The 24,716-nt window shown below is 43.5% G+C and carries 22 protein-coding genes; 9 read left to right on the top strand and 13 right to left on the bottom strand.

Translation table 11 applies throughout. The features are described 5' to 3' along the window. Nucleotides 1–33: 33 nt before the first annotated feature. Complete coding sequence (locus FM037_RS28285; protein ID WP_229381036.1) at nucleotides 34–537, bottom strand: mobile mystery protein B; 504 nt, start codon at nucleotides 535–537, stop codon at nucleotides 34–36. Next, complete coding sequence (locus tag FM037_RS28280) at nucleotides 534–998, bottom strand: mobile mystery protein A (protein ID WP_229381035.1); 465 nt, start codon at nucleotides 996–998, stop codon at nucleotides 534–536. The genes FM037_RS28285 and FM037_RS28280 overlap by 4 nt, the downstream gene beginning before the upstream one ends. 73 nt (nucleotides 999–1,071) lie before the next feature. Here FM037_RS28280 and FM037_RS28275 point away from each other — a divergent pair, with 73 nt between their 5' ends. The 5 genes from FM037_RS28275 (at nucleotide 1,072) to FM037_RS28255 (ending at nucleotide 7,770) form a co-directional block, all read left to right on the top strand. Next, complete coding sequence (locus FM037_RS28275) at nucleotides 1,072–2,052, top strand: transposase (RefSeq protein ID WP_144048743.1); 981 nt, start codon at nucleotides 1,072–1,074, stop codon at nucleotides 2,050–2,052. A 317-nt stretch (nucleotides 2,053–2,369) separates the two neighbouring features. Next, nucleotides 2,370–2,741, top strand: a complete 372-nt coding sequence (locus FM037_RS28270; protein WP_144048742.1) for a HipA domain-containing protein — start codon at nucleotides 2,370–2,372, stop codon at nucleotides 2,739–2,741. A gap of 108 nt (nucleotides 2,742–2,849) precedes the next feature. Next, a complete protein-coding gene (locus FM037_RS28265) occupies nucleotides 2,850–3,056 on the top strand; it encodes a hypothetical protein (RefSeq protein ID WP_144048741.1) in 207 nt (68 codons plus the stop codon). A gap of 157 nt (nucleotides 3,057–3,213) precedes the next feature. Next, complete coding sequence (locus FM037_RS28260) at nucleotides 3,214–4,311, top strand: Fic family protein (protein WP_144048740.1); 1,098 nt, start codon at nucleotides 3,214–3,216, stop codon at nucleotides 4,309–4,311. 294 nt (nucleotides 4,312–4,605) lie between these two features. Next, nucleotides 4,606–7,770, top strand: a complete 3,165-nt coding sequence (locus FM037_RS28255; RefSeq protein ID WP_229381034.1) for a DUF3427 domain-containing protein — start codon at nucleotides 4,606–4,608, stop codon at nucleotides 7,768–7,770. 366 nt (nucleotides 7,771–8,136) lie between these two features. Here the strand turns inward: FM037_RS28255 and FM037_RS28250 are convergent, their stop codons facing one another. The 3 genes from FM037_RS28250 to FM037_RS28240 all read right to left on the bottom strand — a co-directional run bounded on the left by FM037_RS28250 (nucleotide 8,137) and on the right by FM037_RS28240 (nucleotide 11,065). After that, a complete protein-coding gene (locus FM037_RS28250; protein WP_229381033.1) occupies nucleotides 8,137–9,090 on the bottom strand; it encodes a YecA family protein in 954 nt (317 codons plus the stop codon). Between the two features lie 128 nt (nucleotides 9,091–9,218). Next, nucleotides 9,219–10,469, bottom strand: a complete 1,251-nt coding sequence (locus FM037_RS28245; RefSeq protein WP_144049170.1) for a winged helix-turn-helix domain-containing protein — start codon at nucleotides 10,467–10,469, stop codon at nucleotides 9,219–9,221. Nucleotides 10,470–10,855: 386 nt separating this feature from the next. Next, nucleotides 10,856–11,065, bottom strand: a complete 210-nt coding sequence (locus FM037_RS28240; RefSeq protein ID WP_144048739.1) for a hypothetical protein — start codon at nucleotides 11,063–11,065, stop codon at nucleotides 10,856–10,858. An 897-nt stretch (nucleotides 11,066–11,962) separates the two neighbouring features. Between FM037_RS28240 and FM037_RS28235 the strand changes: the two genes are divergently transcribed. Continuing rightward, nucleotides 11,963–12,604: a LysE family translocator gene (locus FM037_RS28235; RefSeq protein ID WP_185977101.1), complete on the top strand. Its 642-nt coding sequence runs from the start codon at nucleotides 11,963–11,965 to the stop codon at nucleotides 12,602–12,604. Nucleotides 12,605–12,678: 74 nt separating this feature from the next. Here the strand turns inward: FM037_RS28235 and FM037_RS28230 are convergent, their stop codons facing one another. The 8 genes from FM037_RS28230 to FM037_RS28195 all read right to left on the bottom strand — a co-directional run bounded on the left by FM037_RS28230 (nucleotide 12,679) and on the right by FM037_RS28195 (nucleotide 20,701). Next, nucleotides 12,679–13,650 (bottom strand): nucleoside hydrolase, encoded by a 972-nt coding sequence (locus FM037_RS28230; RefSeq protein ID WP_144048738.1) that lies wholly within the window; start codon nucleotides 13,648–13,650, stop codon nucleotides 12,679–12,681. A 115-nt stretch (nucleotides 13,651–13,765) separates the two neighbouring features. Beyond that, on the bottom strand, nucleotides 13,766–14,446 hold the full coding sequence (locus FM037_RS28225) for an SCO family protein (protein WP_229381032.1): 681 nt from the start codon (nucleotides 14,444–14,446) through the stop codon (nucleotides 13,766–13,768). A gap of 128 nt (nucleotides 14,447–14,574) precedes the next feature. Beyond that, nucleotides 14,575–14,934, bottom strand: a complete 360-nt coding sequence (locus FM037_RS28220; protein WP_144048736.1) for a cytochrome C oxidase subunit IV family protein — start codon at nucleotides 14,932–14,934, stop codon at nucleotides 14,575–14,577. Between the two features lie 142 nt (nucleotides 14,935–15,076). Next, nucleotides 15,077–15,769 carry a heme-copper oxidase subunit III family protein gene (locus FM037_RS28215; RefSeq protein ID WP_144048735.1) on the bottom strand — a complete coding sequence of 231 codons (693 nt, stop codon included), beginning with the start codon at nucleotides 15,767–15,769 and terminating at the stop codon, nucleotides 15,077–15,079. A gap of 120 nt (nucleotides 15,770–15,889) precedes the next feature. After that, nucleotides 15,890–16,570 (bottom strand): cytochrome c oxidase subunit 3, encoded by a 681-nt coding sequence (locus FM037_RS28210; protein WP_144048734.1) that lies wholly within the window; start codon nucleotides 16,568–16,570, stop codon nucleotides 15,890–15,892. Then, the gene (locus FM037_RS28205) at nucleotides 16,570–18,420 is read right to left on the bottom strand and encodes a cytochrome c oxidase subunit I (protein ID WP_227993347.1); all 1,851 of its coding nucleotides are present in this window, start codon (nucleotides 18,418–18,420) and stop codon (nucleotides 16,570–16,572) included. The genes FM037_RS28210 and FM037_RS28205 overlap by 1 nt, the downstream gene beginning before the upstream one ends. Next, nucleotides 18,417–19,895, bottom strand: coding sequence for a c-type cytochrome (locus FM037_RS30260; protein ID WP_144048733.1), 1,479 nt, complete (start codon nucleotides 19,893–19,895; stop codon nucleotides 18,417–18,419). Before FM037_RS30260 ends, FM037_RS28205 begins: the two co-directional genes overlap by 4 nt. Before the next feature lie 248 nt (nucleotides 19,896–20,143). After that, the gene (locus FM037_RS28195; RefSeq protein WP_144048732.1) at nucleotides 20,144–20,701 is read right to left on the bottom strand and encodes an NAD/FAD-utilizing enzyme; all 558 of its coding nucleotides are present in this window, start codon (nucleotides 20,699–20,701) and stop codon (nucleotides 20,144–20,146) included. A gap of 209 nt (nucleotides 20,702–20,910) precedes the next feature. Between FM037_RS28195 and ubiG the strand changes: the two genes are divergently transcribed. From ubiG to mnmG, 3 genes are all read left to right on the top strand, one after another. Then, the gene (gene ubiG / locus FM037_RS28190; protein WP_144048731.1) at nucleotides 20,911–21,699 is read left to right on the top strand and encodes a bifunctional 2-polyprenyl-6-hydroxyphenol methylase/3-demethylubiquinol 3-O-methyltransferase UbiG; all 789 of its coding nucleotides are present in this window, start codon (nucleotides 20,911–20,913) and stop codon (nucleotides 21,697–21,699) included. 194 nt (nucleotides 21,700–21,893) lie between these two features. Next, the gene (mioC, locus tag FM037_RS28185; RefSeq protein ID WP_144048730.1) at nucleotides 21,894–22,334 is read left to right on the top strand and encodes an FMN-binding protein MioC; all 441 of its coding nucleotides are present in this window, start codon (nucleotides 21,894–21,896) and stop codon (nucleotides 22,332–22,334) included. Nucleotides 22,335–22,792: 458 nt separating this feature from the next. After that, entirely contained in the window at nucleotides 22,793–24,685 is a 1,893-nt protein-coding gene (gene mnmG, locus FM037_RS28180; protein ID WP_144048729.1) for a tRNA uridine-5-carboxymethylaminomethyl(34) synthesis enzyme MnmG, read from the top strand. Nucleotides 24,686–24,716 lie beyond the last annotated feature (31 nt).

Raw genomic sequence — 24,716 nt, 5'->3', positions numbered from 1 at the left:
CAAGAGATATAAGCACTGCGCTCATTGCTTATATTAGCAAGATCTCCTTTGGCCCATATTAGAGGTGACTCTATCCAATAGAAAAATACGAACGACGTCAGTAAAAATACGAGAATGCCTGCCATTGCCATTTGGAAACGGATGAATCCATACAAGCCTGTGCTGTATACGAGCGCAAAGCTCTAGATTTGAGTAGTGTTCATACTCTATCCAAAGCTTCGCATCTTCAAGAAAGTTGCCAAGATTTACTCGAACCTGGAGCGGATCACATCCAATGCTAAGCTCGCGAGTTCTTATGTTCCCAGCCCACATCCAAACATCACCAAATAGATTTTGATGTAGATCCAGAACAAAGTCTGTAGAGAAGATGGAATCAAGGGTTAGATCTGTCCTATAGCTAGCCCACATCTGCCCTGCAAGAATGTTGGCTTGCTCAAGTTCATTAAGCTGGTCTCTTGTTGTGACGTGCGCGTGTTTCAACCCTTCCATATCATCAGGATCGAGCGGTGTAGCGCCATCTGGCTCATCAATAATCAAGCTTTCTCGTCCTTACTCTGCAACCATAACTTGCGGCCGCCTTCACGCATGATCTCTTCAGCCAGCTCGTCAATCAAATACTGCTCCTTGTCCTTGCTAATGGATTGAGCTTCCAAAAACATATTCTTAGAAGCCTTTCTAACTTCCGTTGAGGCAATTTTAAGGGCTCGATCGCTAATAGTCTCAGCCACTGCCTTCTTAGGCTTTAGTGTGTATGAGAACTCACAATCCAAAGCATCTGCTAATGCTTTTAGCTGGTTGAGTGTTATATCCCCTCCAGCTTCTCGCCTCTCAAGAACAGAGACTCTATTCCTGGTCATCCCTGCACGAACAGCGAGTTGGGCGCCTGACATATCAAGCGCTTTTCTAATCGTTCGAACCCACCCCTCTTTTGGTACTGTGGGGGTAAATATATTAATCACGCCATCGACAATTTCTCGATATTGTCTAAGAAAGAACAACCAAGACACCCAGGATTGTCAGATGAAGATCCCTTGACTACGTTTAAGTAAGAGTTGTTGAGGAGGGGGTGTTATGCCAACACCAAGAAAAGCGTTAGTCAGTTTAGAGGACACACTCTATTATCACTGCGTATCTCGTTGTGTTAGAAAAGCATTTTTGTGCGGAGTCGATCATCATACTGGTCAATCTTATGAGCATAGACGGGGTTGGGTTGAAAGTCGGCTACTGGAGCTGGCATCTGTGTTTGCTATTGATATCTGTGCTTACGTAGTGATGAGTAATCATTTACATCTAGTGTTACGTATTGATGTGGAATTAGCTAAGCATTGGTCAGATGTAGAAGTGGTTACTCAATGGCAAAAGCTGTTTAAAGGCGATAGCCTTAACCATGATTTTGTTAAAGGTGAACCACTTGAGTCTTATCAACAAAACATTATCAATAAACGAGTAAAAGAGTACCGCTTAAGGCTGATGGATATCTCTTGGTTTATGCGGGCACTCAACGAACCTATCGCTCGTAGAGCCAATGCCGAGGACAAGTGTAAAGGCCGTTTCTGGGAGGGACGATTCAAGTCTCAGGCTTTACTTGATGAAGCTGCAGTACTTGCCTGTATGGCCTATGTCGATTTGAACCCTATCCGCGCTAAGATGGCTAAGACACCGGAAACCTCAGACTTCACTAGTATTCAAAAACGCATCCAAGCTGCCATGAAAGGTGAGCAGCCAACATCACTGCTGCCCTTTGTTGGTAATGAGAGTAAAGGCATACCTAAAGGACTCATGTTCAGCGCTAAAGATTATCTGCAACTTGTTGATGATACAGGGCGAATAGTCAGAGCAGACAAACGAGGCTCTATGAGTCAAGAGTCTGCTAATATTTTAAATAGACTTAATATCCCGCAAGAAAACTGGATAAAACTGACCACAGAGTTTACTAAGATTTTCAAAGGGGCTGTGGGCAACACCCAAGAATTAACAGCGTATTGTGAACATCTTGAGCGCAAGCGCCGGCAAGGTGCAGCCAATTGCCATCGATGGCTAGATAGCGCTTAATCAAGAGTTAGAGATACCCATTTCAAATTATTGTATTTAAGCATTACCAAATGACTGTTTGGTTCTTCTGATGTCTTATTTTCAAGGAGGTAGTCGAAATTTCACTCATAACAGAATATTTGAGTATTGTCTGGACAAGCAAGTGGGTGGATTGATACCGCAATGAGTTTATCTGGAAATCAGGCTGTAGTCGGTACTGGCTATCTAACGGAGAATAATCTTGGGTGTCTTGGTTATAGCCGTTGGTTATATTCAATATTTCTATCTGGAAATCAGGCTCTAGTCGGTACTGGCTATCTAACGGAGAATAATCTTGGGTGTCTTGGTTATATTTCTTTGCCAGTAATCAAGATGACCACAGTAAAAACTGGGCATTTTTGCAAGATGACTCGGGTCGCTGGAGTCCAGCACCGTTTTACGATACTACCTACAGCCCACATCCCTTTAATGAACACTCAACCTCATTTATTGGTCATGGGAAGCACCCCCCATTATCCACGGTTCAGAAGCTTGCCGAAACCGCAGGCTTTAACCGCTGGCAAGAGGCCAAGCAGCTTATAGAGGAGATCGTTGATATCACTGCTAGTTTTGCTGAATTAGCAAAAGATATTGGCGTATCTAAACAGACAATTAAAGAGGTTGAAAGCACACTTTCACAGCGTAGAATCGAAAACAGCTCACTATTTTGAGTTAAAACTGGAGTTAACTTACTTGTCAGCTAACAAGTTTGGGTAATGGCTTTTTGGTTTCATTGGGCTTAATTATTATTTGGCGGATTGAAGGTAATCGGACCTTCATTGTTACTTATCACCTCCGGTGAGGTAGGTGCAGATGCTTCTGCGAGACGCTGTGAAGCCATCCCTGGCCGCTTTACGGTTTCATCCTTGAAACCGAAACTCGCAGCCGCATCTACACCTGTTGGTAAAGCAAAAACCTACCTCTCCGATTTAGCTTCTACAGCCCAAAGAGACACGCCACCTTCCAACTTTTACCCAGTCAGTTAAACGAATATCAACTGCCTCAAATCGGGATAAAACCGATTTGAGGCAATTAGAAAGGCTATTAGCCTCACCATGTGAGGCAATTAAGCTTGTTATTCGCCTCGCATAGTGAGTAGAATAACAGTGTTATTTGACTAATAGCTACTCATAGAGGTTCTATATGTGGATTTGGCAACAAGCTAACTGGCCTGACTTTCGCTGGGAAACTGATAATATAGCCTTATTATTACGTCAGGTTAGTTTCAACCAGGGCTTGCTGCTTGGTAAATTAGATAGTGAGCCATCAGCTCAAATGACACTTGATACCTTGCTGGCAAATATCATTCATTCCAGCGCAATTGAAGGCGAAAAACTCAATGCCTTCTCGGTACGCTCATCTTTGGCCAACAAGCTAGGTATCAGTGATGAGAAGCCCTATCCCACCACGGTTCAAACTGATGGCTTAGCTGAGATGACACTAGATGCACTACAAAACTGGCAAACAGAGTTAAGTTTACAGCGGATCATGGATTGGCATACATTACTCTTCCCCGAAGGTTATACCCTGTTTAATCCCGTTCAAGGTGGCGTGTTACGGGGTAGCGAGCCTATGCAAGTTATCTCGGGGCGTATAGATAAGCCAAAAGTCCATTTTGAAGCCCCACCTCGCTCTGGGCTCGAAGATGAACTCACAAGGTTTATAGATTGGTTCAACAGATCACAGCAAGATGTGGCAATGGATCCCTTGATCCGTGCAGCCATCACTCACCTGTGGTTTGTGACTCTACATCCACTCGATGATGGTAATGGCAGAATAACCCGCTTACTAACAGATTTAGCTCTCGCACAGGCAGAAAACCGCTCTATCCATTTTTATGCCATGTCAGTGAGTATCCTAGAGCGCAGACAAGCCTATTACGATATTTTGGAAAGCACTCAAAAAGGCGAGTTAGATATTACCTCCTGGTTAGTCTGGTTTTTAGATACGCTCAATAGCAGTTTGCAGAAATCACTCAATGATATCGCCCAAACAGTAGCGAAAACTAACTATTGGCAGCGTGTCGATCAGACGTTATTGAGCGGTGAACAAGTGAAAGTGCTTAATAGACTGCTGGATGGCGAATTTGAAATAGGTATAAGCAGTAGCCAATACCAGAAGGTCACTAAAGTCAGTCGTGCAACAGCGACTCGTCATCTGGCACAGCTTGTTGAGCAAAGCTTTTTAGTGAAAGCGGGAGCTGGTGGGCGAAGTACAAGATACTTGCTAGCTAGCAAGTAACGCAAATAGCTTTCTGGTTAGGTTTTCGTTTCATTTGGCGTTATTTTTATTTGGTGGGGTTTTAGTCGTTCATAACATTTATGATGCTAATCGCCTCCAACGGGGTATGTGCATACGCTTCTGCGAGGCGCCGTAGTCCCTACTTCCCTGTCATCGAAGCTCGCAGCCACATCAACTCCTATTGGTAAAGCAAAAGACTCCCTCTTAGATTTAAGTTGATTTAACACTTGTGACTTGCAAAAAATGACTTACCTGGCATAGTTCTTCTCAGTCAAATATTATTTGAGTTTTATAATGCAAACAGGTATTTATGAACAACTTATAACGAAAGTTATCAGTAATAAGTTGGATAAAGATAAATTCTTTATTTCAGAAAGAAATATGGATACAACTGAGCAAACTCTGTGGTTAACTCGTGCATTAGTTCGTGTTTTTCACCTTGCTATATCTGAATCAAAAAATATAAAAGACTCACCATTAGCCCAAATAGAGCTCGCTAATGAGCTTATTTATTGGCTTCAGGAAAGAATAGATAACCTCGATTTATCTGATTACACCATAGCCCAACCAGCAAAACTACTTACTGCTATTTTCGATAAACAAGATCCTGTTTCGGCTAAATTATCCGCACATATCGATAAAATAACGCCTCTTACAGGCCTCACACAAAGCGAGTTATTTTGCGGTAGTAATCAAGGTATTTCACTGGAGAGTGAAATTAAGCGTGAAATACTATCTTCCAATAAAATCTGTTGGATCATTTCATTTATTAAATGGACGGGTCTCAGAATTTTCATGAATGAACTTCGGACTTTCACGAGTAATAACAAGCATAAGCTTCAAATTATTACGACATCTTATATGGGGGCTACGGATCTTAAAGCCGTTCAATGGCTAGCCAAGCTACCTAACACCGAAGTTAAATTAAGCTATAACCATAACCATAACCAAGAACGTCTTCATGCCAAATCTTATCTATTCATGCGAGATTCAGGATTTCATACCGGCTATATAGGCTCATCAAACCTCTCTCGTTCAGCACTCACTAATGGATTAGAGTGGAACTTGAAGATAACCAATCAAGAAATCCCACACATCATAGACAAGACATTCAGTACATTCGAGACTTACTGGCAGCAACCTGAATTTGATTTTTTTGATGGTTCAGAGAAAGCGAGTAGTAAACTAAATCGTTCACTTAGCCTTGGTCGCGGTGATAAAAATCACACAAATACAGTGTTTTTTGATTTAGCACCACATCAGCATCAAATTGAGATATTAGAAAAATTAGATGCTGAACGTAATCTACATGGCCGCAACAGGAATCTAATCGTCGCCGCTACAGGGACAGGAAAAACTCTAATATCAGCTTTCGACTTCAAACGTTTCTATCAAGAAAACCCTACAGCAAAAATTCTATTTATAGCTCATAGAGAAGAGATATTAAAACAAGCAATCGAGAGTTTTAGAGCAGTACTAAAACAGCCAAACTTTGGCGAGTTATGGGTAGGCCAACATAAACCAGACTCATACGATCAACTTTTCGCATCAATTCAGAGCTTTAATAATCAGATAGATAACATAAACCTTAAGTCAGATTACTATGATTTTATTGTTATTGATGAAGTTCATCATGTATCAGCTGAAAGTTATAGAAAGTTCATCAGCCACTTTTCACCTAAAATATTACTAGGACTCACCGCTACACCCGAACGTCATGACGGTAAAAACATATTGGATGATTTTGGCGGTGTTATAGCTGCTGAACTTAGATTACCAGAGGCTATAAATCTAAGGTATTTATGCCCTTTTCAATATTTCGGCATAGATGATAATACCGATCTAAGACAGGTTAAATGGGAAAATGGCCGTTATAACCCGAGTGAGTTGACCCAAGTCTATACCCAAAATGATCAACGACTGCAGAAAATACTTCAAAATATAGAAGAGCTTGTAACTAATCCATTAGAAATGCGCGCATTAGCTTTTTGTGTCAACCAAGATCATGCTCAGTATATGGCTGAAAAGTTTTGCCTTAAAGGAATACCAAGTGCGGTACTTACCAGTAAAAACGCTTTTGAAAGACACTCTGTAAGGCAAGATTTGCAACTAGGAAATATTAATATTCTTTGTGTTGTCGATATATTCAATGAAGGTGTCGATATCCCAGAAATAGATACACTACTCTTCTTACGACCGACAGAGAGTTTAACCATATTTTTGCAGCAATTAGGGCGAGGTTTACGTCATAACGATGGCAAAGAGTGTGTCACTGTTTTGGATTTTGTCGGTAATGCTAGAACCGAATATGACTTCTCTCAAAAGTTCAGAGCATTGATAGGAAAAACTCATACAGCTATAAGTAAAGAAATTGAGCACGGTTTTCCGCACCTTCCTCTTGGCTGTCACATTGAACTGCAGAAAAAAACTAAAGAAATAATCTTAAACAACATTAAAAAAGCCATATTAAATCAGCAAAAGCTAAAATCACATATTCAAAATTTTCAACACCATACAGTTCAAAAGCTAACGTTGAGTAATTTTTTAAACTTCTACCCTAATATCCGACTAATTGATATTTATAAGAAAAAACCTAAAGAAGGTGGTGGATGGACTAGCTTATTAAGCGATCTACTGTTAATCCCTAGAGTAAACGAAACTACAATTGCCGAAAATTATCACAGAGCTATTTTTAATAGCTTAATTAAATGTGACGCTCGGACTTATCTAAAATTTATTCGCTCATTAGCAATAAATCACTTTAAGTGGGTGGATAATGGCGATGCAATAGAGCAAAGAATGGCTTTAATGTGTCACTATGACTTTTGGAATTGTTCAGGAGATAAGCTAGGTTTCAACTCTCTATCTGAAAGCTTAGCAGCACTTACTCATCCTGAATATCAAAATGAGTTAATACAAGTTATCAATTACTTACTGGATAATAACGATACTCAAGTTCAAAGACTTCAAACAGACTTTCCTTGCCCACTTCAACTCAATGCTCGCTATACACGAGAGCAAATTATCGCAGGATTAGGAGGGGCGAGTTTCGAAAAGCAAGCTATGAGCCGTGAAGGTTACTTCAACCTAAAAGAACTCAATGTAGAACTACTCTTTGTCACACTACAAAAATCAGATCAACACTTTTCACCTACGACGCTTTATCACGACTATGCAATGAGCCCTACTCACTTCCATTGGCAGACTCAGAATTCAGCAAGACCTGATAGCGGTAAGGGCTTAGCCTATATCCAGCATAAAGATATTGGTAAAAAACTTATGTTATGGGTGCGAGAATCCAATAAAGACGAAAATGGAAATACGATGGGATTTGTGAACTTAGGTTGGGTTAACTTGGCAGAAACTAGTGGCTCCCAACCTATGAATATAACTTGGGAATTACATGAGCCAATGCCCAGTTATCTCTGGAAAGATGCAGCAAAGCTAGCAAATAGTTAAATATACAAGTCTAGCTAATCGAAGAAACCATCTGCTTTTTAGAGACAAGGTGTAGGTAGGCAAGAGGGTCTCGAAAACAAGGATGTTTTCGCGAAGCGGCCAAGGCCAATTTTATTCCATACAAAATTTGGCATTTCCTCCGTCCGTGGAGGTCAGATTGCTTTATCGCGTCCCGAGAGCTTACCTACACATACCCCGCTGGAGGCGATTAACACAAGAAAGGCCATAGTTTCCCATAATCAATCAAACACCCACACCGCCCAATGAAACCAAAGCCTAACCAAAAAAGTTCCTTCAACCTTGTGAACCGACAAGAGTCCAAATTTGTTGCCCTACGCTATCACTACTCTTCCTAAAGTATACAAACTAGTTTAAACAGCACTTCTTGTATTTCTTGCCACTGCCACAAGGGCATGGGTCGTTGCGGCCGGCTTTAATCTCTGCGATATGCGGCTCTTTTATTTCATAACTGTCCACATGAGCATCCAAATAAGAATCAAAGTCCATATCATCAAGCTTGTTGGGGGTATTCATCAAGTCATCGAAGATTTCCATTAATTCCGCATCGCTCATGTCACCTTCAGGACCGAATCCGGTCCACTGACTGAGGGCGTCTATAACATCATAATCCCCACTGATTAGGCCATTATCCCATTCTGAATAGCCAATACAGCTATTATTCCAATCGATGATGCTCTGGTTTTCGATTGGGCCTTCATCGATCACCTTGTTTTTTACATACTCTAAAAACTGAGCATGATACTGATTAAACTCATGAGAAATTAATAGATTAACTAATTCAAATAGGGCTATTGATTGGTCATTAGCGACTAGGTTTTCGATAAAAGCAGGAATGCTTTGATTCAGTGTCTCTCTATCGATTTGATCGGTGTGAAATTGAGCAAATAGGACCCCCAAGGCAGCCATTTTTACAATCTCACCGGCTTGATCTGAGTTAACCAGGCGACAAAGTTGCTCAGGTTTTCCTTGAGCCAAAATATAGTAAGCAGTCGAAAGGTCTGAACCAATGAAATCACCGAGTAGACGCTCTAATGGACTATCACAGTCTTCTTTATTGGTTAGGTTTATTAGAGAGTCAAAACAACTAAATTGCTTACGATCGATAATCAGACAGATGCCGAAGAAGAGGAGATTAGCTTCGGATTCGCTCAAGTCTTCTGTATCGATAAACTTTTGCATCAAATCATCTATCACAGGTAATAACTCCGACCACTGCTCTCTGGCACTCAGTAAAGCTGCAAGTGGAAGTTCTGTTAGGTCATCACTACTGAGAATGGAGATTATCTCTGCTAATTTCATTTTTAACTCAAACGGAAAGAGGTGAACTCGCATCATAGAATAGTAAAAGAGGAAGCTAAAGCCCCAAGTTATAATTGTGCACTTGTATATTGAACACAGCACAGATTAAGAGGGCGTAAAAAGAATATCTAGCTGGACTGATTAACTAGCAGATCACCGATATATTTATTATTAGACCGAACCAGTTTCCACTCTTGGCAGTGATTAAACCTGGCATATTCATTTATCGACAAGCCTAATGCTGCAACAAACTCTTCAAGCTCAGACTCACCGACTCTTGGTCTAGTACAGGATCTAGTGCTGGAGCTAATACAGAGCTTAGAGCTAGGAGAGAAAGCCTGCTCTTCAATCGTTAATTGCTGAAGTAACAGTAAACCCTGTTTACGCTCGGCTTTTACATCTAGCCTACCGACAAAGCGATCACGCCATAAGATAGGTAATGAGTAGTAACCATAGCGGCGCTTAACAGCGGGAACATATACCTCTATCTGATAATCAAACCCGAACCAATGCTTTAATCTCTGCCTTTGGATAACCAGATTGTCGAAGGGATTGAGTAACCAAACACGATCTGGCACTGGAATTAAGGGCTGCACCTCTGGAAAATAAAAGTACTCCTGTCCAGATTCAGAAAAGCGGGCTAGCTCTCCAGCGAGACACATCTCATTCAGAGTCTTAACTAAGATAGGTTTTATATTTTTACGCAGGTAGAAGATCTGTTGAATAGTGCCAAAACCATGAGCACTTAAATAGCGATGGATAAGGTAACGGGCGAACTCTGTTTCATCAGGCAGTTGATTGTCGACATGGGATGGCAACACACGTTCGGTTAAGTCATACACCTTTTGAAATTTATCCCTGTGAGCCACCATAAGCTCACCTTGCATAAATAATTGCTCCAGAGCCCTCTTAGCTGGCTTCCAATCCCACCACCCTGTGCTAGCGCCTGTCGAAGTAGAAGCAAAAGTAGAAGTATTGGCAAAATGGCTAGCCTTCAACGGCCCTTCGGCGGTGATCTTAGCTTTTACCTCCCGCATGACCTTATGCTCAGGTTCAAACCAATGCTTACCCCCCTGCTTTAGATGTGTTTTGTGATACAGGCTGTAACGGTAGTCGGATATAGGCAAGTAAGCAGCTGCGTGAGACCAATACTCAAAGATCTCCTTGTTAGCCATCGCCAAATCCAGTTGAGATGCTTGATACTCAGGTATTCGATTATGAAGCACATGATGATGCGCCCGCTCCACCACGTTAATAGAATCTATCTGAATATAGCTCAGCTGCTGAATCGCTTCACTCACCGAGCTGACAGGTTTCAACAGTCCCTGCTGCTGCAGATTTAACTGCAACCACTCCTGAGCTGAATATGGACTCGTCATAACTGCCCACCACAGGCGGTGCTTTTCAAGATACTCTTCATCCCTTTTACTCATATGCCACTTTCAAATACACTGCCACCAATATGACCTACACAAGGCACAATTTCAAAATAGAATTAACCAAGGTTTATAAGAAGAAAAATAAAAAACGAAGAAGCACACTCGCAGTTTTAATATCAAGTGTAGATGCGGCTGCGAGCTTCCAAAACATGGAAGTTTTGGCAGAGCCTATAGGGACATATTCACGGCGACTCGCAGAAGTATCTGCACATTCAGCGAACCGCAGGTTATAAATTTAAATGAAGCTATGGTTTCCTATCAACAAACCAAATACCTAACCAGCCAAATGAAAAATGTTATTTCACTATTGTTAACTGACAATAGACTTACTCACTGCCACAATCTGAATTGCTATCACAGCTCAGCTCTTCGATTAAGTTGTAGCGCTTAACCTCATTCAACTGGCTGTCTAACTGATGCTCTTGGTTAGCCAGCAGAGATTCGCTTGGCACTGGCTCATCGAGATAAGAAGTAACATCTTGGTAAGTTAACCAAAATGCGTAGACGATTATGATTGATAAAATAAAACGTAACATAAGGACTCTTTATTCACTGATTTAGTGAAGTAGTTCGTAAACTTATTCATGAAACTATTCATAAAAGAATTCGTGAAATTTCTATACTAGTGTCATGGCTAAAAACAGACAGTAAACCTGATGCTTTAATAGCGGTGACGAGATAATACAAACTATTTTAGAGTGAATTTCATACACTAGATACTGTCAAGATGTTGTCTGTTTTAGCAGCATTTTTTGAAATTTGACTGGTCATTAGTTGCGTCAAACATCCTACTCTGTGTCATTTTATTGAACGCTTAATAAGTGATGGCTAAATGTGGATTTTTTGAAGGGATGAACCAATAGATGCCAGCTTGTGACTAGGCCAATAACCAGCGAGTATAAATTTTATTGCGGAACTCATAACAAGCAAAAAAAACAGAAAAGACCAATATTTGATCAATTCAATTAGTCAGTTAGCTGTTACCCATAAATTTAGTCTAAAAAATATTATGCCATCGCGCTTGTTCGTTTGTTCACTTGTATCTAATCCAATCTGCTAGTAAACAAAGCGGTAAAAATCAAATTTACTAACCAGTAAAGCCTAGTTGTGAATTGAGCAACTTTTCTATTGGCACCAGGAAAACTGCAATATTTATAACTAAAAAATATAGTTAGTGAGTAAAACATTATAAAAAAACATCAGTCCTAACCTCATACAAGCCAGTGTTTAAGCCACTTTGACAATAATATGACGCTATTGCACTTAGGGTTTTACAAAAAACACCACTCTGTCTGAAACTTTACCCTAGTACAAATATCTCAGTATCCTAGTTTTTTTATAGCTAAGAGTTCTCAAAAACAATCGAGAAACTACTGCCGATAGACCGTGATAGAGGTAGAATGCCGCCGTCTGTTCCAACCTATGCATTTATGATGATCGATCTCGCTGTACTCCCACTGTATTTAACGACTGTTATCGCCCTTTTACTGATCCCTGGCCCGGACATGCTATTGATAGCAAGTTCTAGCTTAAGCTATGGCAAAAAAGTCGGTGTGTTTGCCAGCCTAGGCAATGCCACCTCAGGGCTAATACTGACACTATTGGCCGCCATGGGCGTGTCGGCATTAATCGCCATGAACCCTATGGCTTTGCAGGTGCTACGCATCTTAGGCGGAGCTTATCTAATGAAGATGGGTTGGGATTGTATGCGCAGTGGCGCTGCTGATGCCCCGGAAATTGAACAGCAATCGGGTCTGGCTAAAATGCTATATCGCCGCGCGGTATTCAGTAACCTGTTAAACCCTAAGGCCCTACTCTTCTTCGTGCTGTTCCTGCCTCAGTTTGTTTCGCCTCAGCTAACGGCGACGTCAGGCGAGCAAATGCTGGCGCTTGGCCTGCTACTCAATGTGATGGGGTTACTGTTTAACTTATTGCTGGTATTAATGGTGGGAACTTTGGGCAAGTCACTACTGAAAAATGACAAGTTCAGGGCTAATCAGAACAAGTTTATGGGGATAATATTCTTCGCCTTAGCTATCTGGTTACTGGGCTCTCAAGTTCAAGCCATGGGCTAGTAAAAACTAACCTGAGCGGGATGATAAGTTCTTTAATTAAAAAGAGTACGCCAATCCCGCCCAGCCGATTCTACTTATCGTTTTTGACCGTAATCTATGATGGTCTGACGGTAAAGAGACAACAGACGCTCATCTTCTACCGAAATCCCCACTCTTTGTGACTCATGACTTTGCCATTCATCGTGCATATAGTTACGTTTATCAAACTTTTGTATTGTCATGCCTTCTGCCGGACCATCGGTGACAACGCGCACGGGTCCTTCACGCAGAGTAAACAATGATGGGTCAATCACATAAGCGATAGCCGATGGATCATGCACATGACAACCTTCCAGCCCCACTTTCTCGGAATAGAACTTTAAATAGTAACGGCTAATGTCCCAGATAAACTGGCCAACCTCACCGGCATCATCCCTGAGTCGATCCAGATAATCCTTGGTGAAGAAGCTCTGTTCGGTCACATCCAGACCTATGATAACCACGGGCCAGGATGCACCAAACACTATATCGGCGGCGTGGGGATCGTCATGAATATTGGCCTCGGCATAGGGAGTCACATTGCCCCTGTGATCGTTGACGCCAAATGCACCACCCATCACCACGACTTCTTTCACCAGAGTCACGATTTCGGGAGCCGCCTCTAATGCCAGAGCCAGATTGGTCAGCGGACCCACGGCCACCAGAGTAATTTCACCTGGTTCGGCCCTAAGGGTATCGATAATGTATTGATAGGCTGGACGCGGATCGGCTTTAACGGATAATTCGGCTGGCGCCTGCACATCACCTAAACCTGACTCGCCATGTACTACAACTGTAGCCCCAACAGGCGGGCGAACGATAGGTTTAGCGGCCCCCTTAGCTACATCGGCCTGCAATCCGTATTTTTGCTTAAGAAAAAGTGCGTTATGAGTGCCATTTTCTATGGTGGCATTACCATAAACACAAGTAATGGCCTTAAGTTCTATCTCAGGGTGCGCCTCGGCAAAGATGATAGCCATGGCATCGTCGATGCCGGGATCTGTATCTAAAATTATTTTACTTGTCATAAATACTGCCACTTAAATTGAATAAATGCCTAATATACCCGCCTCTGGCAGGCATAAATGTGATGAAAATCTAACAGCATCTTATTTGTTTTGCCTGTTTTTTACCAAGCAGATTTCATAAAGCGGAGGCATTCTTACGAATTAACACATAGTCATGATAGAGAGTATCTTTATTGAAATGACGATTGCCGAAGGGATCGACACTCGGCTCAAACACGGCGTGCAGCCGGCCTTGTGGATCTAGCAGATAGATGGCAACCCCATGGCCCACCTGATAACTGTCTTCGCTCCCTATCTGAGTGCTTATTTTGACTTTTATTCCCAACTCTTGTTCGAACCGCTTGGACATGCCATCGAACACCCCAACCTCAACAGGCTTCAAGCCAATGATATCTTTACCGAAAAATGCCACGTATTCGGCCAATCTTTCAATCGAGTCCCTGCCTGGGTCTATGGTATAGAAGAGCAATTGAACATCTGTAAATTGATTATCTTTTTGCATACTATGCATCAGACTATTCAACAGCAGCAGAGTTGCCGGGCACACATCCGGGCAATTAAGGTATCCATAGGCCAACAAGTGCCACTGGCCGAGCAAGTCAGCTTGAGTAAAATCTTGGTTATGGTGATTAACTAAGGTGAAATTTGAGAGTGTGATCGGCTCTTGTAGCAGACTCGCACTTTGCAGCGGTAAATTAACCGAAGGGCTGGCCTTGACCAGAATAAATGAGATACTAATCAGCACTAAGGTGACTATGATAAGTATGCTGGCACCCAGCAAGAGTTTCGTCTTCACCTCGCGCAGCATGTTAGCGAGGCTCTTTCGCTAGCGGCTCATAAATCTCTGACTTATCTCTTTGCTTCCTTCTCACAGGCCTTAGCGCGTAGCGAAGGCTTTGCCTTAACCTAAGCCGAAGCATAACTTCATACCGAGATGAAGGATAATAAGCGATTAACAAAAGTGTAGTCTCCCTCTATGGCCATCAAGCTAATAAACACTACTATTGCCAAAGGCGGTAAGAACAACACCAGTTTTAATGCCATCCGTTCCCACCTGACATGCATAAAGATAGTGATGATAAGCCCGGCCTTCAATGACATAAATAACAAGATCAACGTCCATCTCAATATGCCCTGCACTTCGAAGAAATCCACCATATAGGACATGGTGCTGAGCACAAACAGTAGCCCCCATATTTTCAGGTAGAGACTGATGGGATGCACCTTAGGCTGCGCTTGTTCTTCCTCCGCTGGCACCGCATCTTTATTTGTAATCTGACTCATACACCACCTCAATACACTTATCACTTTTAACCTATTTTCTATATCGCTTACCAGAGATAACTCTTTACCAAAGATAGAAGATCACGAAGATAAACACCCAGACCAAGTCGACCATAATTGCGCCCAATAAAGCTCTTATTAATCACCACAAATAAAACAAAGCGAAAATAAACACCCAGACTAAGTCTACGAAGTGCCAATAAAGGCCTGTTATCTCGACTATGTGATAGCCTTTGCCTTCGTAGTGGCCTCTAGCGACCCGCCTTGCAATAACCAATAGAAAAATAACACCAGCGGTGACATGCAAACCGTGAAAGCCGGTGATCATGAAAAAGGTGGCACCAAATTGTGCCGAGCCCATGGGATTCCCCCAGGGACGCACCCCCTCCTCTACGATCAACTTAGTCCACTCGAACGCCTGCATACCGACGAAAGATGCTCCCAATAAAGCAGTTGCAGTCATAAACAGGACTGTCTTGCGTCTATCACCACGATAAGCAAAATTCACCGCCATCGCCATGGTGCCGCTACTGGTGATTAAGATGAAGGTCATGATGGCGATAAGCACTAGCGGGATATGGTGCCCGGCTATGGTCAGCGCGAACACTTCACTGGTGAGAGGCCAACTGTCCATGCTGGACATACGCACGTTCATGTAGCCGATCAAAAACACGCTGAAAACAAAGGTGTCGCTGAGCAGAAATAGCCACATCATCAACTTGCCCCAAGGCATATTGAAAACCTGCTTGTCGGCTCCCCAATCACTCACGGCACCCTGCCAATTGTCGGAGGCTATGGGCGCTGCTACTTTTTCTTGTTTATCATCTATGCTCATGTGTCTACTCCACTCCTAACACCAGCCTTAACACGAGTCCTACAAGCCACATCAGGCACTTTTTCCTGTTTATCATCTATGCTCATGTGTTGATTACTACAAACCTTACAATGACAAATCCTACAAACCACACCAGGCTGCGATGGTGTTATAGGTACTGGGTGAAGCCGTCAACAAGGCGAAGATAAACAACCAGAGCAACCAGAGGTAATGCCAATACCAGGCGCATAAGACTAAACTTCGCTGCAATATATCCAGCTTCACTTTGCGGCTAAAAATAACCAGCACCCGAGCCAAAGCAAATAAGCCCCCCAGCAAGTGCAGACCATGAATGGCGGTCAGCATGTAAAAGTAACTGTTGGCCGGATTAGAGTTGATAACAAAACCTTGCAGACTCAGCTGTTGCCATACACTCCACTGACCGAATATGAAGAATAGGGAGAAGATCACACTCAGTGTCAGCAGACCCAGTAACCTGTTGATCTTATCTTCGCTCACCTGGCCGACAGCAAAATGCAGACTCAGGCTAGCCATCAATAACCAGCCCGTATTCACCCATAACCAGATAGGTTGATACAGAGGTGACCAGGGCTCACCACCCAGAGCCTGAAAGTCGGCATATTGAGAACGCGACAGATAAGTCACGCTAAACAGGAAGAAGATGACGGTGACCACGGCGATGAAAAATTTCAGCCCCGTCTTGCCGGGAGAGCTAGGTTGATATTCGATTAAGCCTTGATCCAATGCTCCTGCAGGCTGGGCCAACCAAGGCTTCTCTGTAAGCTTGCTGAAAATGCTCATCAAGCGCCTCCCTTATCATCGTCCGGCTGTGCTTGTTTAATATGGGGAAAAATATCTAGCACAACCTCTTGCTTAACATCTGCTTTAATCTTGCTAGTGCCAGATGTCGGCTCATCCATCATCTCGACCTCTTCCGGAGAAACATTCTGCGGAATAAAATCGGCCTTCACACCAGGTACGCTGTAATCGTAGGCCCAACGATAAACCACAGGGATCTTTTCCCCCCAGTTACCGTGTCTTGGCGGCGTATATTCGGTTTGCCATTCCAAGGTGGTGGCATTCCAGGGATTAGGCCCAGATTTCTTGCCTTTAAAAGTGCTCCAGATGATATTGAACAGGAATATCAGCTGCACTACGCCGACAATCAGTGCAGATATGGTGATACTGGCATTGAGGGATTGAGCCGACTCGGGAATAAACTCGGTTGGCCCCATGGCGAAGTATCGCCGCGGTACCCCGAGAAAACCCAGATAATGCATAGGAAGATAGATAGAATATGTGCCGATGAAGGTCATCCAGAAATGAAACTTACCCAGACCCGTATGGAGGAAACGTCCAGTGACCTTAGGGAACCAATGATAGATGGCGGCGAACAGCACCATGATAGGTGAAACCCCCATCACCATATGAAAATGAGCCACCACAAAGTAGGTATCAGACAGAGGTAAGTCGACCACCACATTACCGAGAAATAGTCCGGTTAATCCGCCGTGAGTAAACGTGAAGATGAAACCTATGGCGAACATCATCGGCACAGTCATATGTATGTTGCCCCGCCACAGAGTCAAGGACCAGTTATAGACCTTTAGCGCCGTGGGTATGGCGATAATCAAGGTAGTGGTGGCAAAGAAGAAACCAAAATAGGGATTCATGCCGCTGACATACATGTGGTGTGCCCAGACGACAAAACTTAGCCCGCCAATAGCGACGATGGCCCACACCATCATGCGATAACCGAAGATATTTTTTCTGGCATGGGTCGCTATCACATCGGACACCATGCCGAAGGCCGGCAGCGCCACAATATAGACTTCAGGATGACCGAAAAACCAAAATAGATGCTGAAACAAGACCGGACTACCGCCGGTGTAATTGAGAGGCTCACCCAATGACAAGATGGCGGGCATAAAAAAGCTGGTTCCCACTAGCTTATCTAACATCATCATGATGGCACTCACCAATAATGCCGGAAATGCCAACAAGCCTAAAATGGTGGCGGTGAAGATCCCCCAGATAGTTAGCGGCATACGCATCAGGGTCATGCCTCTGGCGCGAGCCTGCAATATGGTAGTGACGTAGTTGAGTCCGCCCATGGTGAAGGCAACAATAAATATCGCCAGAGACACCAACATCAAGATGATACCGCCATCATTTCCCGGTGTGCCGGGTAAGATAGTTTGCGGTGGATACAGGGTCCAGCCAGCGCCAGTCGGGCCTCCGGGAACGAAGAAGCTTGCTAACAGAACGATGACCGCCAGTAAATAGGTCCAGTAACTGAGCATATTAAGGTAGGGAAAAACCATGTCCCTGGCGCCCACCATCAAGGGGATCAAATAATTACCGAAGCCACCGAGAAGTAAGGCGGTGAGCAGATAGATCACCATGATCATGCCATGCATGGTGACAAACTGTAGGTAACTGCTGGGGTCAATAAAGGAGAAACTATCGGGAAAGCCTAGCTGCAAACGCATCATAGCCGACAATGCCAAGGCAACTAAGCCAACGAAGAGAGCCGTGATGGAATACTGAATGGCGATAACCTTATGATCTTGGCTCCAGATATACTTAGTCATAAAGCTGGTGGGATGATGGGACTTGTCGGCTTGATCGACAATGGCGGTATAATTCATCGGCTCACCTCCTGTGTGTTATGGCTCTGGTCTTTGATGATCCGGAATTCAATGCCTCTAACCGCCCTACTCGCCGATTGATGATAACCAGCATCAGAAGCTGGCTTTAATCTGGTGATATAGGCAATAACATCATCTATGGCTTGTTCGTTCTGCAGTAATCGCGACATCATAATCATCTGAGTGCCGTAGAGATCTTCTCGATGAGCACCGCGGATGCTGGCTCGATAATTTTGTAGCTGACGCTTGAGATACCAGGCATGTTGCCCCGCTAATCTGGGAGCATTAAGGGCAAACTTACCTTCAGCCTTGTCACCATGGCAGTATGCACAGTTAGTAAATAGCCGTTGACCGCTCTCTATGGATCGAGCCAGAGGACCGTTATTCACCGCGGCAGGAAAGATAGCCAGAGCTGGCAAGGATGCAATATAAGCCGTGACATCTTTTACCGCTTTAGCATCGACTAAGGTATTGGCCATAGCGGCCATCTGCTGACCATAAATATCCTGCTGGTGGCTGCCACGAACCTGACTCTTGTAATAGTTAAGCTGGCGCGTTAAATACCAGGCTGGCTGGCCCGCCAACATAGGTGCATTGAGCGTTTCATTACCCTGAGCCTTATTGCCATGACAGACGGCGCAGCTAGCATATAAATTTTGACCTAACTGCAGATCCCCCGCTGGGGCGTCGAGTGACTCTCTGAAGGTTAACTGTTTATCCAGCCAAGCTTGATAGTCTTGGGCCGTGTCCACCACAATCTGGCCTCGCATGGTGTAGTGAGCCATGCCGCATAACTCCTCACACAACATCTCGAAACGACCAAGCCGTGTAGGCGTAAACCAAAGGTAGGTCTCGATCCCGGGCACCAGATCCATCTTGACCCTAAATTGCGGCACAGCGAAGTTATGTAATACATCTTTAGATCGCATCAACACCTTGACCGGCTGATCCAGCAAGATATGCATCACATTGCTGGGGATCAAAATGTCATCTTGAGCATTAATATCATCGGGATTAAGACCGAAAGGGTTTTTCTCATCCATCAAGTCGACGGCGCTTTGGCCTAAGACACCATCTTTACCAGGTAATCGATAACTCCAATGCCACTGCTGACCCACGACCTCGAATGTCTCTGCATTGTCGGGAACCGTGACAAAATCCCCCCAGACGATCAATCCGGGAGCAAGCATGGCCGCCACTCCGATAGTAGTGAACACAGTGAGCCAAACTTCGAGTTTCTTATTCTCTGGTTCATAATCGGCACGTTTGTTTTTATCAAAACGAAAGCGGAAAACACAATAAGCGAGAAAGCCATTTACCGCGATAAAGACGATACCTGTGATCCAGAAGGTGATAGTGATGGTATCGTCGATGGCGGTCCAATTGGACGCGATAGGTGTAAACCACCAAGGGCTTGCGAAGTGAAATACCACAGATACGAGTACTAATAACAGGATAACAACCGCTATAGCCATGCCACCCATCCCTATAAAATCTAGCCTCACACGCCTACTAAGAGAAGATGTGTAGCGACCAGACTGAAAAACAACCAGATAATTCAGTTTTTCTGACTAAATATACTTATTAAGATAGACCATATTTTGCATTCTCTCCTGATCTTGGGCTAAACATCAGCAATAAAAAAAGCGCCTCAATGGCGCTTAATCGTGACAAACACAGTCATGCTTCGGCATGAAATATGGGCAAGCTTTAAGACTTAGATTTAGGGCATGGTCTTCATGAAACTGTGGAACTTATCTTGCCAGCGAACCACCCAATGTGGGGTCGCCGCTCCCAACCCCGCAGGCTCTAACTTTGGATGAGCATTAATAATCTTGGCAAAGACGGGCTCCTGATTAGGGTCGACATCGACAAATAGCACATGTTTGCCCTTATGAAGTAGCTCCTGAAATCGTTCGAAATGTACATTTGGTTTCTGTATACCGATAAAACCGCCTTCCCAGGTACAGAAACCCAGTATCACTATGGCTAGAAAGATAAACGGTAGCCAACCCGCCGCACTCTCGGTCCAGCCCATCTCATAAGCAAGCATCAAGGTCGCGGATGAGATAACAAAGCCTATCACGGCACCTATTTCAGTCGAATGAACCACATCCTGCTTTAACACAGGCTCAACTTCATGCAGATGATGATTTTCGACATCGGCATCTTGTTCACTCAATATATGTATCTGTGGTTCTGTTATCCCTTCGGCCTCGAGCTCCTGTTCTACCTTTTCTAGATCGTCGAGATCACTGGTAATAAAGTAATGTCTTAACATGCCCTTACCCTCACAATAGATCTTTTCATTCTTTAGGTGATACCTTGAACGGGTATCTCAAGTAATGAAATTGATACCTCAAGTATAGCAGTGATTCATTATTCGCTAATATGTGCAACAGAGCGGATAAGCAGCTGTGATAAGGAATAAATAGAATGAGGAAGACTTGGTATAATCATATTAATGACTAATTTTGAGCAAAATATATTGTGTTAGACAGAAGCAAATTAACTTGTAGTCACAGTACGGGCCTTGATACGGCTAAAGAAATCGCTAAGTTTGATCGCTTAGCCGAAGAGTGGCGCGATCCCAAGGGAAAATTCAAACAGGTATTGGCATTTAACCAGACACGGTTAATCGCCATCGAGAAGATGATAGCTCAGCACTTAGCCCGCGATCTTAATAACCCAGATCCTCTGGCAGGTCTAAGTTTACTGGATATAGGCTGTGGTGCAGGACTCCTATGTGAGCCTTTAGCCGAACTTGGCGCAGACGTCACAGGGATAGATGCCAGCGAGAACAACATATTAGTCGCTAGCCAACATGCTAAAACAAATTCTATTTCAGTCAATTACATTCATTGTTTAGCCAGTGACCTTGAAGATAAAGCCGAAACTAATCGATACGACATAGTGCTTAATACCGAAGTCATAGAGCATGTCGCCGATCAACAAGGATTAATAGATACCTGCTGTAAGCTACTAAAACCCGGTGGTTTATTGGTAATGGCGACCCTAAATCGAACCATAACATCATATATAGTTGGTGTCATTGGCGCCGAATATGTCATGAGGTACCTCCCCATAGGCACACATGAATGGCGCTATTTCGTAAAACCACAGGAGATATCGGCCATGCTCTCGAAACAAGGTCTCGAGACAATAAATGTAACAGGTATGACGTTTAACCCTTTCACTAAACACTGGTCTGTAAACCAGAATACTCGGGTTAACTACTTACTTTTCGCAGCAAAACCATCTGATATCTCATCCGTTTAGTTCAGGCTGCGAGTCATAATCAGCTAGATTCCAGATGTAAATCCCACTAACTAGCAAGATCCAAGCAGGCTTTTCACTTACTATTAAAGCCAATTGGGAAGCATCTCTGGTCACTTATAGAGTCAAACTTGGCCTGTTCAGCACTATATACCAACCCTATTAAACAGACATAGCAGTAAGAATAAGGAAACAAGATGGCAAAAATAGACATATTAGTAGGCACAACTCTGGGTAATGCTGAGTACGTTGCCGACGAATTCTCGGCAGTTTTAAGCGGATTAGGCCATGAAAATGTCATACATATGACCCCTAAATTCACCGATCTTAACCTAAAATCATTGTGGCTGATCGTCTCTTCTACACACGGTGCAGGGGATCTTCCGGACAATATAATGCCATTTTTAGAGGAGATCTTGTCTCAAAAACCCGATCTTAGCGGTACTAAATATGCGATTTGTGCGATCGGAGATTCGAGTTACGACACTTTCTGTCAGGGACCGGAAAAATTAGCTCAAGCATTGGAGAGTTGCGGTGCACAAGTCTATGTGGATAAGATCCAGATCGATGTGCAATACGATCATGTACCAGAAGATCCCGCACTGGCTTGGTTAGAGCAATGGCAAGATCGTCTTTAAGATCTTTTTAGAGGATAAGTTAAGGATCGGCTCACAGATTAGATCTAACTTATCCACATATTATGATCTAAAATGATAAATATGTGGATAACCTATTATTTTCTTCTGATTAAGCTCTGTATTATTCAAGGTCCGATCCGGTCAAGGATCCACCCTGTGGATAAGTGGTCGATCTACCCACAGGCTTATATTAGTTTGATCATAATAAGATCACAGGATCTGATCCTTGCTAACTCATGAATTATAAAGGAAAAAAGCGGTTACCCACAGAAGATCGCTCCCTTAATAGTAATAATAATAAAGGATCTATATAAAGATCTTAAGATCTATTAAGCAGATCCACTTGCGATCAAACGATCGAAAATGATCTTTCACCTTGGGTCCATCAGGTGCTAAAATATGCACCTCAAATTCACATTAGTTCTTTATCGACGTCAGTTTTAATTTAAGGTTTTGTAATGCATTTTCATGAACGGTTCGATGTAATTGTTGTTGGTGGTGGTCATGCCGGTACGGAAGCAGCCCTGGCCGCAGCAAGAATGGGATCAAACACCCTGTTGCTGACACATAACATCGATACCTTAGGACAGATGTCCTGTAATCCTGCGATTGGCGGGATCGGCAAAGGACACTTGGTAAAAGAGATTGATGCATTGGGCGGAGCTATGGCTGTAGCCACTGATTTTGCAGGCATTCAATTTCGAACCCTCAACTCAAGCAAGGGACCGGCGGTAAGAGCCACTCGAGCACAGGCTGATAGAGCACTCTACCGAGCTAAGATCCAACAGATACTGCAAAACCAACCGAATTTAAGATTGTTTCAGCAAGGCGTCGATGACCTGATTGTTGAAAACGGCCGTGTCACCGGAGTAGTCACTCAGATAGGACTCGCCTTCGAAGCTCCTACCGTTGTCTTGACTGCAGGTACCTTCCTCAGTGGTAAGATCCACATAGGAATGCAAAACTACAGCGGCGGACGAGCCGGTGATCCACCATCGATCGCCCTTGCCGATCGTTTACGTGAACTACCGATCCGTATTGGTCGATTAAAGACGGGTACCCCACCAAGAATCGATGCCAATACTATAAATTTCGATCTTATGGCCGAGCAGAAAGGCGATACACCCTTGCCGGTTATGTCGTTTATCGGTGATGTAAAAGATCATCCTCGCCAAATCTCTTGTTATGTGACTCATACCAATGAGCGTACTCATGACATTATTCGCGGTGGTCTGGATCGTAGTCCTATGTATTCAGGGGTTATCGAAGGTATAGGTCCACGTTATTGCCCTTCTATTGAAGATAAGATTAATCGTTTCGCCGATAAGACATCTCATCAAATCTTTATCGAACCCGAAGGGCTCAATACCAATGAGATCTATCCAAATGGTATTTCAACCAGTCTGCCCTTCGATGTACAACTGGATCTGGTTAGATCAATCAAGGGAATGGAGAATGCACAGATCATTCGTCCTGGTTACGCTATCGAATATGATTATTTTGATCCCAGAGATCTGAAGAACTCTTTAGAGACTAAATCGATCGGCGGACTCTTCTTTGCAGGACAGATTAACGGTACAACAGGTTACGAAGAAGCTGCTGCTCAAGGGTTATTGGCTGGCATGAATGCATCTTTACAGGTTCAGGGTAAAGAATCTTGGGCTCCTCGTCGCGATCAGGCTTATTTAGGCGTTTTGGTTGACGATCTTTCGACTCTTGGCACCAAAGAGCCTTACCGTATGTTCACCAGCCGCGCCGAGTATCGCTTATTGCTTCGTGAAGACAATGCAGATCTGCGTCTGACCGAGAAAGGCCGGGAGTTTGGCTTGGTCGATGATAACCGCTGGAGTCAGTTTAGTGAGAAGCGTGAGTCTATCGAGTTGGAGTTGCAACGTTTAAGGGGCCTGTGGGTTCACCCTAATTCACCTCTGTTAGATGTGCTAAATCCTGAATTGAATACGCCAATTTCACGCGAAGCGTCTTTCGAAGATCTACTTCGTCGTCCTGAGATGGATTACCCTAAATTAATGAGTCTTGAAGGCTTTGGTCCTGGACTCGAAGATCAACGCGCCGCTGAGCAAGTACAAATCCAGATTAAATATTCTGGTTATATTCAGCGCCAGCAAGATGAAATAGACAAGGCACTTAAACATGAGACTACCGGACTGCCGTTAGATCTGGATTATCAAGAAGTGCCGGGATTGTCGAATGAAGTGATCGCTAAGATGAATGAACATAAGCCTGAAACCATAGGTCAGGCGTCGAGAATTTCGGGGATGACCCCGGCTGCTATCTCGATTTTATTAGTTCATCTGAAGAGACGTGGTTTACTTCGCAGAAAAGCTTCGTAAATTTTTACTCTTTTTCATGAATTGTTAGTAA

Origin of the sequence: Shewanella psychropiezotolerans (assembly GCF_007197555.1) — a bacterium.
GTDB lineage: Bacteria > Pseudomonadota > Gammaproteobacteria > Enterobacterales > Shewanellaceae > Shewanella > Shewanella psychropiezotolerans.
This window is presented reverse-complemented; position numbering and strand designations above follow the sequence as displayed.

Coding starts and splice junctions, on each gene's coding strand:
- FM037_RS28275 (WP_144048743.1), top strand. CDS start 1,072: ATGCCAACACCAAGAAAAGCGTTAGTCAGTTTAGAGGACACACTCTAT.
- FM037_RS28260 (WP_144048740.1), top strand. CDS start 3,214: ATGTGGATTTGGCAACAAGCTAACTGGCCTGACTTTCGCTGGGAAACT.
- FM037_RS28255 (WP_229381034.1), top strand. CDS start 4,606: ATGCAAACAGGTATTTATGAACAACTTATAACGAAAGTTATCAGTAAT.
- FM037_RS28250 (WP_229381033.1), bottom strand. CDS start 9,090: ATGAAATTAGCAGAGATAATCTCCATTCTCAGTAGTGATGACCTAACA.
- FM037_RS28245 (WP_144049170.1), bottom strand. CDS start 10,469: ATGACGAGTCCATATTCAGCTCAGGAGTGGTTGCAGTTAAATCTGCAG.
- FM037_RS28240 (WP_144048739.1), bottom strand. CDS start 11,065: ATGTTACGTTTTATTTTATCAATCATAATCGTCTACGCATTTTGGTTA.
- FM037_RS28235 (WP_185977101.1), top strand. CDS start 11,963: ATGATCGATCTCGCTGTACTCCCACTGTATTTAACGACTGTTATCGCC.
- FM037_RS28230 (WP_144048738.1), bottom strand. CDS start 13,650: ATGACAAGTAAAATAATTTTAGATACAGATCCCGGCATCGACGATGCC.
- FM037_RS28220 (WP_144048736.1), bottom strand. CDS start 14,934: ATGAGTCAGATTACAAATAAAGATGCGGTGCCAGCGGAGGAAGAACAA.
- FM037_RS28215 (WP_144048735.1), bottom strand. CDS start 15,769: ATGAGCATAGATGATAAACAAGAAAAAGTAGCAGCGCCCATAGCCTCC.
- FM037_RS28210 (WP_144048734.1), bottom strand. CDS start 16,570: ATGAGCATTTTCAGCAAGCTTACAGAGAAGCCTTGGTTGGCCCAGCCT.
- FM037_RS28205 (WP_227993347.1), bottom strand. CDS start 18,420: ATGAATTATACCGCCATTGTCGATCAAGCCGACAAGTCCCATCATCCC.
- FM037_RS30260 (WP_144048733.1), bottom strand. CDS start 19,895: ATGGCTATAGCGGTTGTTATCCTGTTATTAGTACTCGTATCTGTGGTA.
- FM037_RS28195 (WP_144048732.1), bottom strand. CDS start 20,701: ATGTTAAGACATTACTTTATTACCAGTGATCTCGACGATCTAGAAAAG.
- mioC (WP_144048730.1), top strand. CDS start 21,894: ATGGCAAAAATAGACATATTAGTAGGCACAACTCTGGGTAATGCTGAG.
- mnmG (WP_144048729.1), top strand. CDS start 22,793: ATGCATTTTCATGAACGGTTCGATGTAATTGTTGTTGGTGGTGGTCAT.